Origin of the sequence: Novispirillum itersonii (genome assembly GCF_014205675.1) — a bacterium.
Lineage (GTDB): Bacteria > Pseudomonadota > Alphaproteobacteria > Rhodospirillales > Rhodospirillaceae > Novispirillum > Novispirillum itersonii_A.
In genome coordinates this window covers 1-14,593 of the sequence record NZ_JACIIX010000027.1, presented here as the reverse complement: position 1 = coordinate 14,593, position 14,593 = coordinate 1, and the positions used below count along the sequence as shown (strand labels likewise).

Here is a 14,593-nt window from a genome sequence, read left to right as displayed (position 1 = left end):
CCAAACCTGCCCCCATTGCTCAGACCGCGCCAGACGGCGTAACTTTTCTCAGGACTCTACCTTCGGCTGGATGAAAAAGACGAGGCAGGTCACGCCCAGCATGGATGCCTGCCTTTTCCTTATGTCTGCCGTGTGGAGTCTATAGCACGGACAAAATTATGGCGTTACCGTGATGCTGTCGGTGAATGTTATCTATTTTTCTTATAAAACCAATGATGCAGGTCCGCGTCCTGCCCTGCCGTTCTGTCTCCAACGGCGCGGAGGCTATTTTATCAGGCTCTCCTTCTATACGTCCGGTGTTCAGGGTTTGGATCAGGGCAGGCTGCGGGAAAGCGGGGTAAGGCCAGACAAGCGCCGGACTCGTCTAAGCGCGGAAATATGACGGTCCGGCGGCGAAAATGACGGCTGTAACATTTCCGACACCGGAAAAGGGCCGGAAGAGCCCCTGATTTTCCGATTAACATATTGAAAATAAAAGAAAACAGATTGTCACATTACCTTAACATTTGTGTCACAAAGGAGACGCCGTTCGTCACTAGAGTGCGCCCTGTCAGACGGGCCGATACCCGGGCCACTGACACGGATTTTCCCCGAGCTGACTTGCCCAACGCAGGCTCGCTGGACTAACTGGAGGCACTCGTGCTGAAGAAGACCCTTGCTCTGACCGCCCTGGCCACTGTCGCCATCGCCGGCACCGCCGAAGCCCGTGACCAGATCCGCGCTGTCGGGTCGTCCACCGTGTATCCGTTCTCCACCGTCGTGGCCGAAAACTTCGCCAAGTCCACCGGCAACAAGGCCCCGGTGATCGAGTCCACCGGGACCGGCGGCGGCTTCAAGCTGTTCTGCGCCGGTGTCGGCCCGGAGCATCCGGATCTGTCTAACGCCTCCCGCCGGATCAAGAAGTCCGAGCTGGAAACCTGCGAAAAGAACGGCGTCAAGGACGTGGTCGAAGTGAAGGTCGGCTACGACGGGATCGTCGTTGCCAACTCCAAGGCCTCCAAGCAGATGTCGGTGACCCGCGAGCAGCTGTTCCGCGCGCTGGCCAAGGAAGTTCCGGTCAACGGCCAGTGGGTCGCCAACCCGTATAAGAAGTGGTCGGATATCGACGCCTCCCTGCCGGCGCAGGAAATCGAAGTGCTCGGCCCGCCGCCGACCTCCGGCACCCGCGATGCCTTCGTCGAGCTGGTGATGGACACCGCCTGCGAAAAGCTGCCGGAAGCCAAGGCCCTGAAGGATGCCGGCAAGGACAAGGACCTGAAGGCCAAGTGCCAGTCCATCCGTGAAGACGGTGCCTATATCGAAGCCGGTGAGAACGACAACCTGATCGTTCAGAAGCTGGATGCCAACAAGAACTCTTTCGGCATCTTCGGCTATTCCTTCATGGAAGAAAACGCCGAGAAGGTGCAGGGCTCCAAGGTTGATGGCAAGGAGCCGACCTTCGAGAACATCGCGTCTTCCGCCTACGTGGTGTCCCGTCCGCTGTTCGTTTATGTCAAGAAGGCCCACGTCGGCACCATTCCGGGCATCGACGGCTTCATGAAGGAATTCTCCTCCGAGAAGGCCTGGGGTGACGATGGTTACCTGACCAACAAGGGTCTGATCCCGATGCCGAAGGAAGAACGCGCCAAGTTCGCCAAGGCTGTCGCCGAGATGAAGACCCTGTCGGCCGGCGATCTCTAAGTCAGGCTTGCGGTAACGCGGAAGGGAAGGCAGTTTCGGCTGCCTTCCCGTCTGCGTATCCGGGGCCGGTCACTGTGTGCAGCCGGTTGTTTTCCCCCCGACACCCGGCGGCGGGCAGTGTATCAGCAGGTTTCCTACTTCCCTCCCTTTGCCCAGACACGGGGATACGCGTTCCATGCAGGTTCTGATCCTATTTCTGGTACTGGCGGTGCTGACCGTCATCGGCTTCCGGCTCGGCAGGGGCCGTTCCGTGAAGCTGGTGGGCGGTGATGTGGCCCGTCTGCACAGCCTTCCGGGCTATTACGGTCTGTATGTCGCGCTGTGGTGCGGCATACCCGCCCTGCTGCTGGTGGTGGCATGGCTGTCGCTGGAAGGCCCGGTGCTGACCCGGCTGATCCTGTCGGCGGTGTCGCCGCAGCTTCTGCTGGATCCCAGCGGCGGCCCGATCTCTCAGGCCCACCTGAACCTTCTGGTCAACGATCTCCGGAACATTGCCTCCGGCACCGTGGCCTCCACCGCCAATCCGCTGGTGAAGGAAGCCGGTCTTCAGCTAGCCTCGTACCGGCAGGTCAGCTTCGCCGCCATGACGGTGGTGGCGCTGGCGCTGGCGCTGGGCGGGGCGGTGATGGCGCTGCGCTGGGTCCATGCCGATTTCCGCGCCCGCAACAGCGTGGAAAAGGTGATCAAGACCTTCATGGTGCTGTGTTCGCTGATGGCGATCCTGACCACGGTCGGCATCATCCTGTCGCTGCTGTTTGAAAGCTACCGCTTCTTCGCCCGCGTTCCGCTGACCGAATTCCTGTTCGGTCTGGAATGGAGCCCGCAGATGGCGATGCGCGCCGATCAGGTCGGCTCGTCCGGGGCCTTCGGGGCGGTGCCGCTGTTCGCCGGGACGCTGCTGATCTCCTTCATCGCCATGGTGGTGGCGGTGCCGGTCGGCCTGCTGGCGGCGATTTACATGTCGGAATATGCGCCGCGCAAGGTGCGCGCCATCGTCAAGCCGCTGCTGGAAATTCTGGCCGGGATCCCGACCGTGGTGTACGGCTTCTTCGCCGCGCTGACCGTGGCGCCGTTCTTCCGTGACAGCGGCCAGCTGTTTGGCCTGAACATCTCCTCGGAAAGTGCGCTGGCCGCCGGGGTGGTGATGGGCATCATGATCATCCCCTATGTCTCCTCCATCACCGATGACGTGGTGACGGCGGTGCCCAATGCCATGCGGGAAGGTTCCTACGGCCTTGGGGCCACCAAGTCGGAGACCATCCGTCGTGTGGTGTTCCCGGCGGCGCTGCCGGGGATCGTCGGCGGGGTGCTGCTGGCGGTGTCGCGCGCGATCGGGGAAACCATGATCGTGGTGATGGCTGCCGGTCTGTCGGCCAAGCTGTCGGCCAACCCGTTTGAAGCGGTGACGACGGTGACGGTGCAGGTCGTGACCCTGCTGGTCGGCGATCAGGAATTTGACAGCCCGAAGACGCTGGCCGCCTTCGCGCTGGGTCTGGTGCTGTTTGTGGTGACGCTGGCGCTGAACATCGTGGCCCTCCACGTTGTGCGCAAGTACCGGGAGCAGTACGAATAATGAGCACTGCGGAAAATCAGATGGACTCTAAAACCGCCTCCGCCGCCGAGATCCGCAAGCGCAAGATTGCCGATGTCGTCAATGCCGGCCTGAAGCGCCGCTATGCCGCCGAACGCCGCTTCCGTTTCTACGGTGTCGCCGCCATTGCCATCAGCATGATCATGCTGGTGGTGCTGTTCACCACCATCCTCGGCAACGGTCTGACCGCCTTCGTGCAGACCCGGGTGACGATGGATGTGGTGGCCTCCGCCGAGCGGATCGACCCGCAGGGCACCCGCAAGCGCGAGGATCTGGTCGCCGGCGACTATCAGGGCGCGGTGCGCGATGCTGTGCTGGCGATGTTCCCCGAGGTCACCGCCCGCAAGGACCGCAAGGACCTGATGGAGCTGTTCTCCAACGGGGCCGGATACGAGTTGCAGCGCAAGGTGCTGGAGAACCCGGACCTGATCGGCAAGACGGTGCGGGTCGAGGTGCCGGTGGCGTCGGAATTCGACATGCTGTCGAAGGGGTATATTTCCCGCGATGTGCCGGAAGCCGAACGCAAGATCAGCGATAAGCAGATCGGCTGGTTTGATACCCTGAAATCCAAGGGGATGATCTCCATGGGTTTCAACACCACGCTGATGTCGTCGGGTGACTCCCGTCAGCCGGAACTGGCGGGCCTGTGGGGGGCCATCGTCGGCTCGTTCTACACGCTGGTGGTGACGCTGACCCTGTCGTTCCCGATCGGGGTGGCCGCCGCGATCTATCTGGAAGAGTTCGCCCCGAAGAACAAGTGGACGGACATTATCGAGGTCAACATCAACAACCTCGCCGCCGTTCCGTCCATCGTGTTCGGTCTGCTGGGTCTGGCGGTGTTCCTCCAGTTCTTCGGTCTGCCACGCTCGGCCCCGGTGGTCGGCGGTCTGGTGCTGATGCTGATGAACCTGCCGATCATCATCATCGCCAGCCGTGCCGCCCTGAAGTCGGTGCCGCCCTCGATCCGTGAAGCGGCACTGGGCCTTGGGGCCTCCAAACTGCAAATGATCTTCCACCATGTGCTGCCGCTGGCGATGCCGGGCATGCTGACCGGTACCATCATCGGCATGGCGCATGCGCTGGGCGAAACCGCGCCGCTGCTGATGATCGGCATGGTCGCCTTCATCGTCGACATTCCGCATACCCCGCTGGATCCGTCCACGGTGCTGCCGGTGCAGATCTACCTGTGGGCCGACAGCCCGGAACGGGCCTTTGTTGAACGGACCTCGGCCGCCATTATCGTGCTGCTGGGCTTCCTGATCCTCATGAATGCGGCGGCGGTGCTGCTGCGTAAAAAGTTTGAAAGGCGCTGGTAAGATGCCCGAAGCCATGGAATCCCAAGTCACCGCCGGTACCCCGCTGCTGTCCGACGCCAGCGCGGTGAAGATCGCCGCCCGCGACGTCAACGTGTTCTACGGTGACAAGCACGCGATCAAAGGCGTCAATCTGGATATCAAGCAGAACGAAGTGACCGCCTTCATCGGTCCGTCGGGCTGCGGTAAGTCCACCTTCCTGCGGTCGATCAACCGCATGAACGACACCATCGACATCTGCCGCGTTACCGGCACCATCGCGCTCGACAGCGGCAACGTCTACGACCGCTCCATCGACGTGGTGCAGCTGCGGGCCCGGGTCGGGATGGTGTTCCAGAAGCCGAACCCGTTCCCGAAGTCGATCTACGAGAACGTCGCCTACGGTCCGCGCATTCACGGTCTGTGCCGTCATAAGGACGAGCTGGACGAAGTGGTGATGGGCAGTCTGGAACGCGCCGGTCTGCTGAACGAGGTGAAGGACCGTCTGGATCAGCCGGGCACCGGCCTGTCCGGCGGTCAGCAGCAGCGCCTGTGCATCGCCCGCGCCATCGCCGTCAATCCGGAAGTCATCCTGATGGACGAACCGTGTTCGGCGCTGGATCCGATCGCCACTGCCAAGATCGAGGAGCTGATCGACGAACTGCGTGAAAACTTCACCATCGTCATCGTCACCCACTCCATGCAGCAGGCGGCCCGTGTGTCGCAGCGCACGGCGTTCTTCCATCTGGGCACCCTGATCGAATGCAGCGACACCGAGCAGGTGTTCACCAATCCGATCCACAAGCTGACCCAGGGCTACATCACCGGCCGCTTCGGCTGATGTATTGTCTTCCGGCGCGCCCGCTGACGGCGCGCCGGACCCCGCAGTGCGGACTTTAAGGGGATACCCCGATGACCACCCTTCAGGGGCGTGACACCGCCCACACCGTCCGGTCTTACGAAGAAGAACTGAATCACCTCGCCAATGTGGTGATGCGCATGGGCGGTCAGGCCGAGGCGCAGCTGGCATCGGCGGTGCAGGCGGTTCTGCGCCGCGATTCCGAGCTGGCGACCCGCGTCGTCGTCGCCGATGCCCGCATCGACGAGATGGAGCAGGAAGTGCACGCCTTCACCGTCCGTCTGCTGGCGCTGCGTCAGCCGATGGCCGACGACCTGCGCGCCATCGTCGGTGCGCTGAAGATTTCCGCCGATCTGGAACGGATCGGCGACTATGCCGCCAACGTTGCCAAGCGGGCGCTGGTCCTGAATCAGCTGCCGCCGGTTCCGGCGGTGTCCGGGCTGCCGTCGATGGCGCGGATGGTGCAGGAAATCATCAACGACATCCTCGATGCCTATATCGAGAAGGACGTTGAGAAGGCCCTTCAGGTGTGGCGGCGGGATGAGGAGGTTGATGACCTGCACACCAGCCTGTTCCGCGAGGTCATCACCTATATGATGGAAGACCCGCGCAACATCACTGCCTGCACCCATCTGATGTTCATGGCGAAAAACATCGAGCGCATCGGTGACCACGCCACCAACATCGCCGAGACCATCCATTTCCTTGTCACCGGGAAGGCCCTGCCGCTGCGCCGCCCGAAGGGCAAGGCCGAGACTGACCTGAATCCCCCGGTTGTTGACTGAGGACCGGGGACGGCAGCATTGCCGGTTTGTGAGAGGACGCACGCAGGATGAAGCCGCAGGTTATGATTGTCGAGGACGAAGCCGCCCTCGCCACCATGTTGCGTTATAACCTGGAGAAGGAAGGCTACCGCGTTTCTGAAGCCGGAAACGGCGAGGAAGCGGTGACGCTGGCCGATGAAGTGAAGCCGGATCTGGTCCTGCTGGACTGGATGCTGCCGGTGATGTCGGGGATCGAAGTGTGCCGCCAGCTGCGGCGCAAGCCGGTGACCCGGGATGTGCCGATCATCATGATCACCGCCCGTGGCGAGGAATCGGACAAGATCCGTGGCCTGAACACCGGGGCGGATGACTACATCACCAAGCCGTTTTCCATGCCGGAACTGATGGCGCGGGTGAAGGCCCTGCTGCGCCGGGCCCAGCCCGCCCAGAGCAAGGGCAACCTGACGTTTCAGGATATCCTGATGGACCTGACCGCGCACCGGGTGACCCGGGGGGGCCGCTACATCCATCTCGGCCCGACCGAATTCCGTCTGCTCCAGTTCCTGATGGAGCATCCGGGCTGCGTGTTCTCCCGCGAGGAACTGCTGAACGCGGTGTGGGGGCCGGATATTTACGTCGAACCGCGAACGGTTGACGTGCATATCCGCCGCCTGCGCAAGGCGCTGAACAACGACAGCGAAATGGACGTGATTCGCACCGTCCGCGCTGCCGGATATGCGCTGGATTCCGACCCGGATATGCGGATGGCCACGGCCTGAGGCTGTCTGATTCTGGACGGTATTATACGGGGTCTCCGTCTGCGGAGGCCCCGTTTTTCTATGCCGGTTGTAAGGGCTCCAAATTTGGTGTATATACCCGCTTATGATTGTTCTGCCCTGTCACTGCATGAATCTGCGCAACGCCGCCCGCAAGGTCAGTGCCGTCTATGATGCGGCGCTGGAACCCTTGGGCATTACCATTGCCCAGTTCTCCCTGCTGCGGCGGGTCAAGCGTCTGGAACCGGTCAGCCTGACCGAGCTGGGGCGGGTGACCGAGCATGACCGCTCCACCATCGGCCGCAATGTCCGCCTGCTGGAGAAAATGGGCCTGCTGGCGCAGGGGAAGGGCAAGGACCAGCGGGAGACCGTGGTCACGCTGACCGATGCCGGGCGCGAGGCCCTGACGCAGGGGGCGCCCTTATGGGATGCCTGTCAGGCCCGGATTGAAGCCAGGCTGGGGCCGGAGCGGATCGCCGCCATCGCCGATATCCTGACCATGCTGTGAGAGTAAAGTGTGCCATCGCGGGGATCGGCCCGTCTGTTTTTTCAATAAAGCGGGTAGATACCCGTATTCGGAGGATCACAATGCCGCAGCCTGTCTTGTCCCGTCCTCCCTCCGGCCTTGCCGGGCTGCTGGCCCGCCGGGGGATTCACTATGGCTGGGTGGTGGCGGCGGTCACCTTCCTGACCATGCTGGTCACCGCCGGGGCGGTGGGGGCTCCGGGGGTTTTGCTGGGGCCGCTGGAGGCGGAATTCGGCTGGCAGACCGCTGATATCTCCGCCGGGCTGGCCCTGCGGCTGGTGCTGTTCGGGGTGATGGGGCCGTTTGCGGCGGCCTTCATGAATCACTTCGGTCTGCGCCGGGTGGCGGTGGTGGCCTTGTCCTTCATCGCCGCCGGAGTGGCCGGATCGTTCGTGATGACGCAGATCTGGCATCTGGTGCTGCTGTGGGGGGTGGTGGTCGGTCTGGGCACCGGGCTGACGGCGATGGTGCTGGGGGCGACGGTGGCGTCGCGCTGGTTCGCGCAGCGGCGAGGGCTGGTGATGGGGATGCTGACCGCCAGCACCGCCACCGGGCAGCTGGTGTTTCTGCCGCTGCTGGCGGAGCTGACGGAGCGGTTGGGCTGGCGCAGTGCGCTGGCGCTGATCCTTGCCGTGCTGCTGGTGGCAGCGGTGGCGGTCCTGCTGCTGATGCGGAACCATCCGGCGGATGTCGGCCTGCCTGCCTATGGGGCGACGGAGATCACCCCGGCCCCGGCGCGGCTGAGTTTCGGCACCATGCTGCTGTCGCCGTTGCTGGCGCTGCGCGATGCTTCCCGCACCGGGATGTTCTGGCTGCTGTTCGGCACCTTTTTCGTCTGCGGGGCCAGCACCAACGGGCTGGTGCAGACCCATTTCGTCAGCCTGTGCGGCGATTTTGGCATCGTGCCGGTGGCAGCGGCGGGAATGCTGGCGCTGATCGGGGTGTTCGACTTCCTCGGCACCATCGGGTCCGGCTGGCTGTCGGACCGCTACGACAGCCGCCTGCTGCTGGTCTGGTATTACGGCCTGCGCGGCCTGTCGCTGCTGTATCTGCCGTTCAGCGATTTCAGCCTGCCTGCGTTGTCGGTGTTTGCGGTGTTCTATGGCCTCGACTGGGTGGCAACGGTGCCGCCGACCGTCAAGCTGACGGCGGAACGCTTCGGCGACCGTGCCAATCTGGTGTTCGGCTGGGTGTTTGCCGGGCATCAGGCCGGGGCGGCCTTTGCCGCCTGGGGGGCCGGGTTCAGCCGCACCGCCTATCAGACCTATTTACCGGCTTTCTTTCTGGCCGGGGTGCTGTGTGTGCTGGCCGCCGCCGTGCTGATCGTCGTCCGCCGCCGGGGGGCGGCGGTTCCTGCCTGATGACCCTCTCTGACCGGAGATTTCTCATGACCGCTTCTGCCTCCGATATCCTGCTTTGTGCCCCGGTGCGCACCGCCATCGGCACCTTCAACGGCAGCCTGAAAGGGGTGCCCGCCACCAGCCTTGGCGCGACGGTGATCCGCGAGACCCTGCGCCGCAGCGGTCTGGATCCGGCCCGGGTCGGCAGTGTGGTGATGGGCAATGTGATACAGGCCGGAAACCGGATGAACCCGGCCCGGCAGGCTGCTGTCGGCGGCGGGCTGCCGGTGTCGGTTCCGGCGTACACCGTTAACCGGGTGTGTGGATCCGGGGCGCAGGCGATCCTGACCGCCGCCCATGAGGTGCGGGCCGGGGATGTGGAGTTTGCCATTGCCGGGGGCATGGAGAACATGGACCGCGCCCCCTACCTGATGGAAGGGGGGCGCTGGGGCCTGCGGATGGGCCCGGCCCAGCTTCTGGACAGTGTGCTGACCGATGGCCTGAACGATGCCTTCTCCGGCCAGCATTCCGGCTGGCATACCGAGGATCTGGTGGCGATGCTCGACCTGTCGCGGCCGGAGCAGGATGCCTTTGCCGCCCGGTCGCAGCAGCGCTTTACCGCCGCCCGGGATGCCGGGCTGTTTGCGGCGGAGATCAGCGCCGTCGAGGTGGCAACCCGGAAGGGGACGGAGCTGTTCGCCGTGGACGAAGCCCCGCGCCCGGAGACGACGGAAGCCACGCTGTCACGCCTGAAACCGGCGTTCCGACCGGATGGGACCATCACGGCGGGCAATGCGCCGGGCCTGAACAGCGGGGCGGCGGCGATGGTGGTGGCCCGCCGCGATGCCGCTGCGGCGGCCGGTCTGGAACCGCTGGGCCGTCTGGCCGGGTACGGGGTGGCGGCGGTGGAGCCGGGACTGTTCGGCCTTGGCCCGGTTCCGGCGGTGCGGCAGGCTCTGGCCCGGGCCGGATGGAGTCTGAGCGATGTCGACCGCTTCGAGATCAACGAAGCCTTTGCCGCCGTGCCGCTGGCGGTGGCGCGGGAGCTGTCGCTGCCGCTGGAGGTGATCAATCCGGAGGGCGGGGCGGTGGCGCACGGCCATCCGATCGGTGCCACCGGGGCGGTGCTGGTGACGCGCCTGCTGCACGGGCTGCGGCGCAGCGGGCAACGGCGCGGGGTGGTGACCCTGTGCATCGGCGGCGGGCAGGGGATTGCGCTGGCCCTTGAGGCGGCCTGACCCCGGAAGAGTCCGGAAAACCGATGGTCCTTTTTGCGGAAAGGGTTTTACAGTGGCCGTCGCCCTGCTCGGCGTGGATCTGCACAGGGTGAAATCGCACAGGGTGGAGCGGCGGCCATGAGTGTCTGGGTGATCCTGCTGAAGGTGGGGATTCTGATCGTGGCGGCGGAGCTGGCGATCAATACCCTGTCACGGTACCGGGCCGGGGATTCTTCCGACCAGACCAATCACCGGCGCGGCTGGATGCTGGTGGGGATCATGACCGTGGTGGCGCTGGGGCTGGCGTGGTTCGTCTGATTGTACAGCGGATAGGCGTATCTTTTTCAGGGCACAGGGATAAGATATCCGGCTTTGGCGCTTATCCCTGCGGTGGTTTTGATGCGTGATGCCTTCTACTATGCGTTCTGTGTGCTGGCGTGGGGATCGACCTACTTCGCGGTGACGTTCCTGAAGGGGCCGGTGCCGCCCAGCCTGTCGGTGATTTACCGGCTGCTGATTGTGGCGGTTCTGTTTGCCCTGCTGCATCCGCTGCTGCGCCGCCGTCTGACCGGCCTGTCCGGGCGCACCCACCTGTGGCTGGTGCTGTTCGGAATGGGCAATTTCGGCCTGTCCTACGCCATGATGTATGCGGCGGTGACGATGATTCCGTCCGCCCATGCCATCACCCTGTTTGCCATCAAGGTGGTGGTGACGCCCCTGCTGCTGGGGCTGTTCCTGCGGGAACGGATCCCGCAGGCGATCTGGATCGGCGGGGCCATCGGCATCGGCGGGGTGGTGCTGATGTTCTGGCCGCAGCTGGCCGGGGGCGATCTGCGCGGCGATGCGTGGATGGGCTTTCTGCTGACGCTGGGCGGGGCGGTGATCACCTCGTTCGGGGATGTCGCTTCCACCCGCCTGATCCGCGCCGGGGGCGACCCGCTGACCCTGACCTTCTGGGGCACCACCTACGGCGTGCTGTTCCTGATTGCGGTGGCGCTGGTGCAGGGCCAGCAGCCGGTGTGGGATCCGTCCCTGCATTTTGCGCTGGCGATGGCGTGGCTGGTGCTGGCCTGTTCCACCGTGGCGTGGCTGATGTACATGCATCTGGTCAAGACCATCGGCCCGGCCCGCTGTTCCAACATGGTCACGCTGTTCCCCGTGGTCGGGGTGGCGTTGTCGCTGGCGTTTGAAGGGGTGGCCCCGACGGTCAACGTGCTGGGGGGCGCTGCTCTGGTTACCGCCGGGGCTTTTCTGGCCAACCGGGGGAAAATGGCGGCTCCGGCGGCGGACTGAGCACAGACAACAGCCCCGGCAGGAAGACCCGCCGGGGCTGTATGGTTCAGGCCTGTATGGGGCAGGGCCGCGTGGCTGGGGGTTACGATTCCCGCGCCACGGCCCGCCAGCCGATATCGCGGCGGCAGAAACCACCCGGCCAGTTCAGGGCATCGACCCCGGCATAGGCCTTGGCCTGCGCCTCGCGCACGGTGCGGCCGGTGGCGGTGACGCCCAGCACGCGGCCACCGGTGGCAACCACCTGACCGTCCTGCTGTTTGGTTCCGGCGTGGAACACGGTGACGCCGTCGCAGGCCCCGGCCTCGGCCAGACCGCCGATGACGGTGCCCTTTTCATAGGTCCCCGGATAGCCGTTGGCGGCCATCACCACCACCAGCGCCGTTTCATCCTTCCAGCGCATGTTGACGTCGGACAGGCGGCCTTCGGCGGCGGCCAGCAGGGCTTCCAGCAGGTCGCTGTCAAGGCGGCTCATCAGCACCTGACATTCCGGGTCGCCGAAGCGGACGTTGTATTCCAGCACCTTCGGGCCGTCGGCGGTGATCATCAGGCCGCAGAACAGCACGCCGCAGAACGGGGTGCCCCGGTCCTTCATCCGCTGCACGGTCGGCAGGATGGCGGTGCGCATCACCTCTTCCTGTAGGGCCGGGGTGAACACCGGGGCCGGAGAATAGGCCCCCATGCCGCCGGTGTTCGGGCCGGTGTCGCCGTCGCCGACCGCCTTGTGGTCCTGCGCCGCAATCAGCGGAACCGCGGTTTCGCCGTCAGCGATGGCGAAGAAGCTGACTTCCTCCCCGACCAGAAACTGCTCGATCACCACCTCGTTCCCGGCATCGCCGAAGATCCGGGCGCCCATCATATCGTCCAGCGCGCTCAGGGCTTCGTCGATGCTCTGGCACAGGATCACACCCTTCCCGGCGGCAAGGCCATCGGTCTTGATGACGATCGGTGCGCCCTTTTCGCGGACATAGGCCTTGGCGGCGTCGATGTCGGTGAAGCGGGAATACCACGCGGTCGGCACCCCGGCCTCGCGCAGCACGTCCTTCATGAACCCCTTGGAGCCTTCCAGCGCCGCCGCCTGTTCCGACGGGCCGAACACCGGGATTCCGGCTTCGCGCAGGCGGTCGGCCAGACCCAGCACCAGCGGCCCTTCCGGCCCGACCACCACGAAATCAATGGCGTTGGCCACCGCCCACGAGGTGATCTCTTCCACCGCTTCGGCGTTGATCGGCACCAGCGTCGCCACGTCGGCAATCCCGGCATTGCCGGGGGCACAGTACAGGCGGGTGCAGCGGGGCGACTTCTTCAGGGCCCAGCACAGGGCGTGTTCACGGCCACCGGAGCCAACGACCAAAACGTTCATCGCGCAGCCTTTCAGTCTTACAGGGCGCCCGCAAAAGCGGGAGTTTCCAAATCCGGCCTTCTTGTAGCATAAATGGATGCCATGACGAGTCCCGAAGCCAGATCCGCCCACAATCTCCCCGAACGCAGCGTTTCGGAGCTGTCCGCCGACCTTAAGCGGACGGTGGAGGAGACCTATGCCCGTGTCCGCGTGCGCGGCGAGATCAGCCAGCCGAAGCTGGCGGGGTCCGGCCACTGCTATCTGCGGCTGAAGGATGATACCGCCGTCATCGACGGCATCATCTGGAAGGGCAGTTACCAGAAGCTGACCATCCGCCCGGAGGAAGGGCTGGAGGTGATCGCCACCGGGCGGCTGACCACCTATCCCGGGCGGTCGAGCTACCAGATCGTTATCGACTCGCTGGAACTGGCGGGCGAGGGTGCCCTGCTGAAACTGCTGGAAGAGCGTAAGCGCCGTCTGGCCGCCGAGGGGCTGTTTGACCCGGCCCGCAAGAAGCGCCTGCCGTTCCTGCCGCGCTGCATCGGTGTGGTCACCAGCCCGACCGGGGCGGTGATCCGCGATATCCTGCATCGCCTGCGCGACCGTTTCCCGCTGCCGGTACTGGTATGGCCGGTGCTGGTGCAGGGGGAGGGGGCCGCCCAGCAGGTGGCCAATGCGATTGCCGGGTTCAACGCCCTGTCGCCGGGCGGGCCGGTGCCGCGCCCGGATCTGCTGATCGTCGCCCGGGGCGGCGGATCGCTGGAAGACCTGATGGCCTTTAACGAGGAAATCACTGTCCGGGCGGTGGCGGCGTCGCGGATTCCGGTGATTTCGGCGGTCGGGCATGAAACCGACACCACCCTGTGCGACTTTGCCGCCGATCTGCGCGCCCCGACCCCGACCGGGGCGGCGGAAATGGCGGTGCCGGTGCGGCTTGATCTGCTGGCGCAGGTGCGCGACGACGGCCAGCGCCTGCAAGGGGCGACCCGCCGCCTGCTGGAAGACCGGGCGATGCGGCTGGAAGGCCTGTCACGCGGGCTGCCGCCGGTGGACCGGATGATCGAGGATTACGCCCAGCGGCTGGATGACCGCTGGGAACGGCTGGGCACCGCCGCCCGGGTGACGGTGGACCGCCGCGCCGCTGCGGTCGGCCAGCTGGGGGCGCGGTTGCGCAGCCCGGCGGAGCAGATTGCCGCCAAACAGGGCCAGCTGGCGCAGGCGGCGCAGGGGCTGGGGGCGGTGGTCCGTTACACCCTGAAGGACCGCGACGCCCGGCTGGCGGCGGTTTCCGGGCGGCTGCGGCCCGATGCGGTGGCCCGCGATGTTGCCCGGCATCAGCGCGATGTCACCGCCCTGTGGTTCCGCCTTGGTGCGGCGGCGGGGCGGAGTCTGCCGGAAGCGGATACCCGCCTGAAGGCGGCGGCGGAGCGGCTGGAGGCCAATTCTTATCAGGGGATTCTCGACCGGGGCTATGTGGTGGTCCGCGATGAAACCGGGCAGGTGATTGACAGCCGCGCCCCGCTGAAGGGCGGCGAGGCGGTGACCCTGCAATTCCGTGACGGGACCGCGACGGCGATGGTGACCGGATCGGAAACCCCGCGCCGGACCCCGCCGCGCAAGGCGGGCGACACCCGGCAGGAAACCCTGTTCTGATGCTGTCGCGAGGGGTGACCGGAGGCTGACCTGTGGAAAACAGGGCTTCTGTCTTTGTTCTGTGACGCTGCCAGAGTATTTTCCGCTTCAGCAGAAACCGGTGCATCGAGGAAAATGTCCTCTGTTTTAAAGGAATAGAGCGTTTTCAGCGGCAAAAGGGGTGTCCCTTTTTGCTGAAAACGCTTGTCTTATGAATTTCCGTGCCGATAGGCGACAAAGGAACAGCTGGGAGAGGGTAGCAGCCCTCTCCCAGCGGCGAGGGT

Annotated in this window: 13 protein-coding genes; 12 read left to right on the top strand and 1 reads right to left on the bottom strand. The window is 64.9% G+C overall.

The features are described from left to right. Positions 1 to 639: 639 nt before the first annotated feature. The 11 genes from FHS48_RS19510 to FHS48_RS19460 all read left to right on the top strand — a co-directional run bounded on the left by FHS48_RS19510 (position 640) and on the right by FHS48_RS19460 (position 11,338). Positions 640 to 1,680, top strand: coding sequence for a PstS family phosphate ABC transporter substrate-binding protein (locus tag FHS48_RS19510; RefSeq protein ID WP_184266575.1), 1,041 nt, complete (start codon positions 640 to 642; stop codon positions 1,678 to 1,680). A gap of 175 nt (positions 1,681 to 1,855) precedes the next feature. Beyond that, positions 1,856 to 3,253, top strand: coding sequence for a phosphate ABC transporter permease subunit PstC (gene pstC, locus FHS48_RS19505; protein ID WP_184266573.1), 1,398 nt, complete (start codon positions 1,856 to 1,858; stop codon positions 3,251 to 3,253). 20 nt (positions 3,254 to 3,273) lie between these two features. Continuing rightward, positions 3,274 to 4,587, top strand: a complete 1,314-nt coding sequence (gene pstA, locus FHS48_RS19500; protein ID WP_184266570.1) for a phosphate ABC transporter permease PstA — start codon at positions 3,274 to 3,276, stop codon at positions 4,585 to 4,587. A 13-nt stretch (positions 4,588 to 4,600) separates the two neighbouring features. Further along, positions 4,601 to 5,404 (top strand): phosphate ABC transporter ATP-binding protein PstB, encoded by an 804-nt coding sequence (gene pstB / locus FHS48_RS19495; RefSeq protein WP_184266567.1) that lies wholly within the window; start codon positions 4,601 to 4,603, stop codon positions 5,402 to 5,404. Between the two features lie 71 nt (positions 5,405 to 5,475). Then, the gene (phoU, locus tag FHS48_RS19490) at positions 5,476 to 6,207 is read left to right on the top strand and encodes a phosphate signaling complex protein PhoU (protein WP_184266564.1); all 732 of its coding nucleotides are present in this window, start codon (positions 5,476 to 5,478) and stop codon (positions 6,205 to 6,207) included. 47 nt (positions 6,208 to 6,254) lie between these two features. Then, positions 6,255 to 6,965, top strand: coding sequence for a phosphate regulon transcriptional regulator PhoB (phoB, locus tag FHS48_RS19485; RefSeq protein WP_019644255.1), 711 nt, complete (start codon positions 6,255 to 6,257; stop codon positions 6,963 to 6,965). Between the two features lie 127 nt (positions 6,966 to 7,092). After that, positions 7,093 to 7,470, top strand: a complete 378-nt coding sequence (locus tag FHS48_RS19480) for a MarR family winged helix-turn-helix transcriptional regulator (RefSeq protein WP_260402607.1) — start codon at positions 7,093 to 7,095, stop codon at positions 7,468 to 7,470. Between the two features lie 80 nt (positions 7,471 to 7,550). Continuing rightward, positions 7,551 to 8,849, top strand: coding sequence for an MFS transporter (locus tag FHS48_RS19475; protein ID WP_184266559.1), 1,299 nt, complete (start codon positions 7,551 to 7,553; stop codon positions 8,847 to 8,849). Positions 8,850 to 8,875: 26 nt separating this feature from the next. Next, positions 8,876 to 10,066 (top strand): thiolase family protein, encoded by a 1,191-nt coding sequence (locus FHS48_RS19470; RefSeq protein WP_184266556.1) that lies wholly within the window; start codon positions 8,876 to 8,878, stop codon positions 10,064 to 10,066. A 117-nt stretch (positions 10,067 to 10,183) separates the two neighbouring features. Further along, the gene (locus tag FHS48_RS19465; protein WP_184266553.1) at positions 10,184 to 10,363 is read left to right on the top strand and encodes a hypothetical protein; all 180 of its coding nucleotides are present in this window, start codon (positions 10,184 to 10,186) and stop codon (positions 10,361 to 10,363) included. An 81-nt stretch (positions 10,364 to 10,444) separates the two neighbouring features. After that, the gene (locus FHS48_RS19460; RefSeq protein WP_184266549.1) at positions 10,445 to 11,338 is read left to right on the top strand and encodes a DMT family transporter; all 894 of its coding nucleotides are present in this window, start codon (positions 10,445 to 10,447) and stop codon (positions 11,336 to 11,338) included. 82 nt (positions 11,339 to 11,420) lie between these two features. Here the strand turns inward: FHS48_RS19460 and purD are convergent, their stop codons facing one another. After that, positions 11,421 to 12,698 (bottom strand): phosphoribosylamine--glycine ligase, encoded by a 1,278-nt coding sequence (gene purD, locus FHS48_RS19455; protein ID WP_184266546.1) that lies wholly within the window; start codon positions 12,696 to 12,698, stop codon positions 11,421 to 11,423. Positions 12,699 to 12,770: 72 nt separating this feature from the next. On the opposite strand from purD, the gene xseA reads away from it, so the two are divergent. Continuing rightward, positions 12,771 to 14,330, top strand: coding sequence for an exodeoxyribonuclease VII large subunit (xseA, locus tag FHS48_RS19450; protein WP_184266543.1), 1,560 nt, complete (start codon positions 12,771 to 12,773; stop codon positions 14,328 to 14,330). Positions 14,331 to 14,593: the final 263 nt, after the last annotated feature.

Coding starts and splice junctions, on each gene's coding strand:
- xseA (WP_184266543.1), top strand. CDS start 12,771: ATGGATGCCATGACGAGTCCCGAAGCCAGATCCGCCCACAATCTCCCC.
- FHS48_RS19465 (WP_184266553.1), top strand. CDS start 10,184: ATGAGTGTCTGGGTGATCCTGCTGAAGGTGGGGATTCTGATCGTGGCG.
- FHS48_RS19460 (WP_184266549.1), top strand. CDS start 10,445: ATGCGTGATGCCTTCTACTATGCGTTCTGTGTGCTGGCGTGGGGATCG.
- pstB (WP_184266567.1), top strand. CDS start 4,601: ATGGAATCCCAAGTCACCGCCGGTACCCCGCTGCTGTCCGACGCCAGC.
- phoB (WP_019644255.1), top strand. CDS start 6,255: ATGAAGCCGCAGGTTATGATTGTCGAGGACGAAGCCGCCCTCGCCACC.
- pstA (WP_184266570.1), top strand. CDS start 3,274: ATGGACTCTAAAACCGCCTCCGCCGCCGAGATCCGCAAGCGCAAGATT.
- phoU (WP_184266564.1), top strand. CDS start 5,476: ATGACCACCCTTCAGGGGCGTGACACCGCCCACACCGTCCGGTCTTAC.
- FHS48_RS19480 (WP_260402607.1), top strand. CDS start 7,093: ATGAATCTGCGCAACGCCGCCCGCAAGGTCAGTGCCGTCTATGATGCG.
- purD (WP_184266546.1), bottom strand. CDS start 12,698: ATGAACGTTTTGGTCGTTGGCTCCGGTGGCCGTGAACACGCCCTGTGC.
- FHS48_RS19470 (WP_184266556.1), top strand. CDS start 8,876: ATGACCGCTTCTGCCTCCGATATCCTGCTTTGTGCCCCGGTGCGCACC.
- pstC (WP_184266573.1), top strand. CDS start 1,856: ATGCAGGTTCTGATCCTATTTCTGGTACTGGCGGTGCTGACCGTCATC.
- FHS48_RS19475 (WP_184266559.1), top strand. CDS start 7,551: ATGCCGCAGCCTGTCTTGTCCCGTCCTCCCTCCGGCCTTGCCGGGCTG.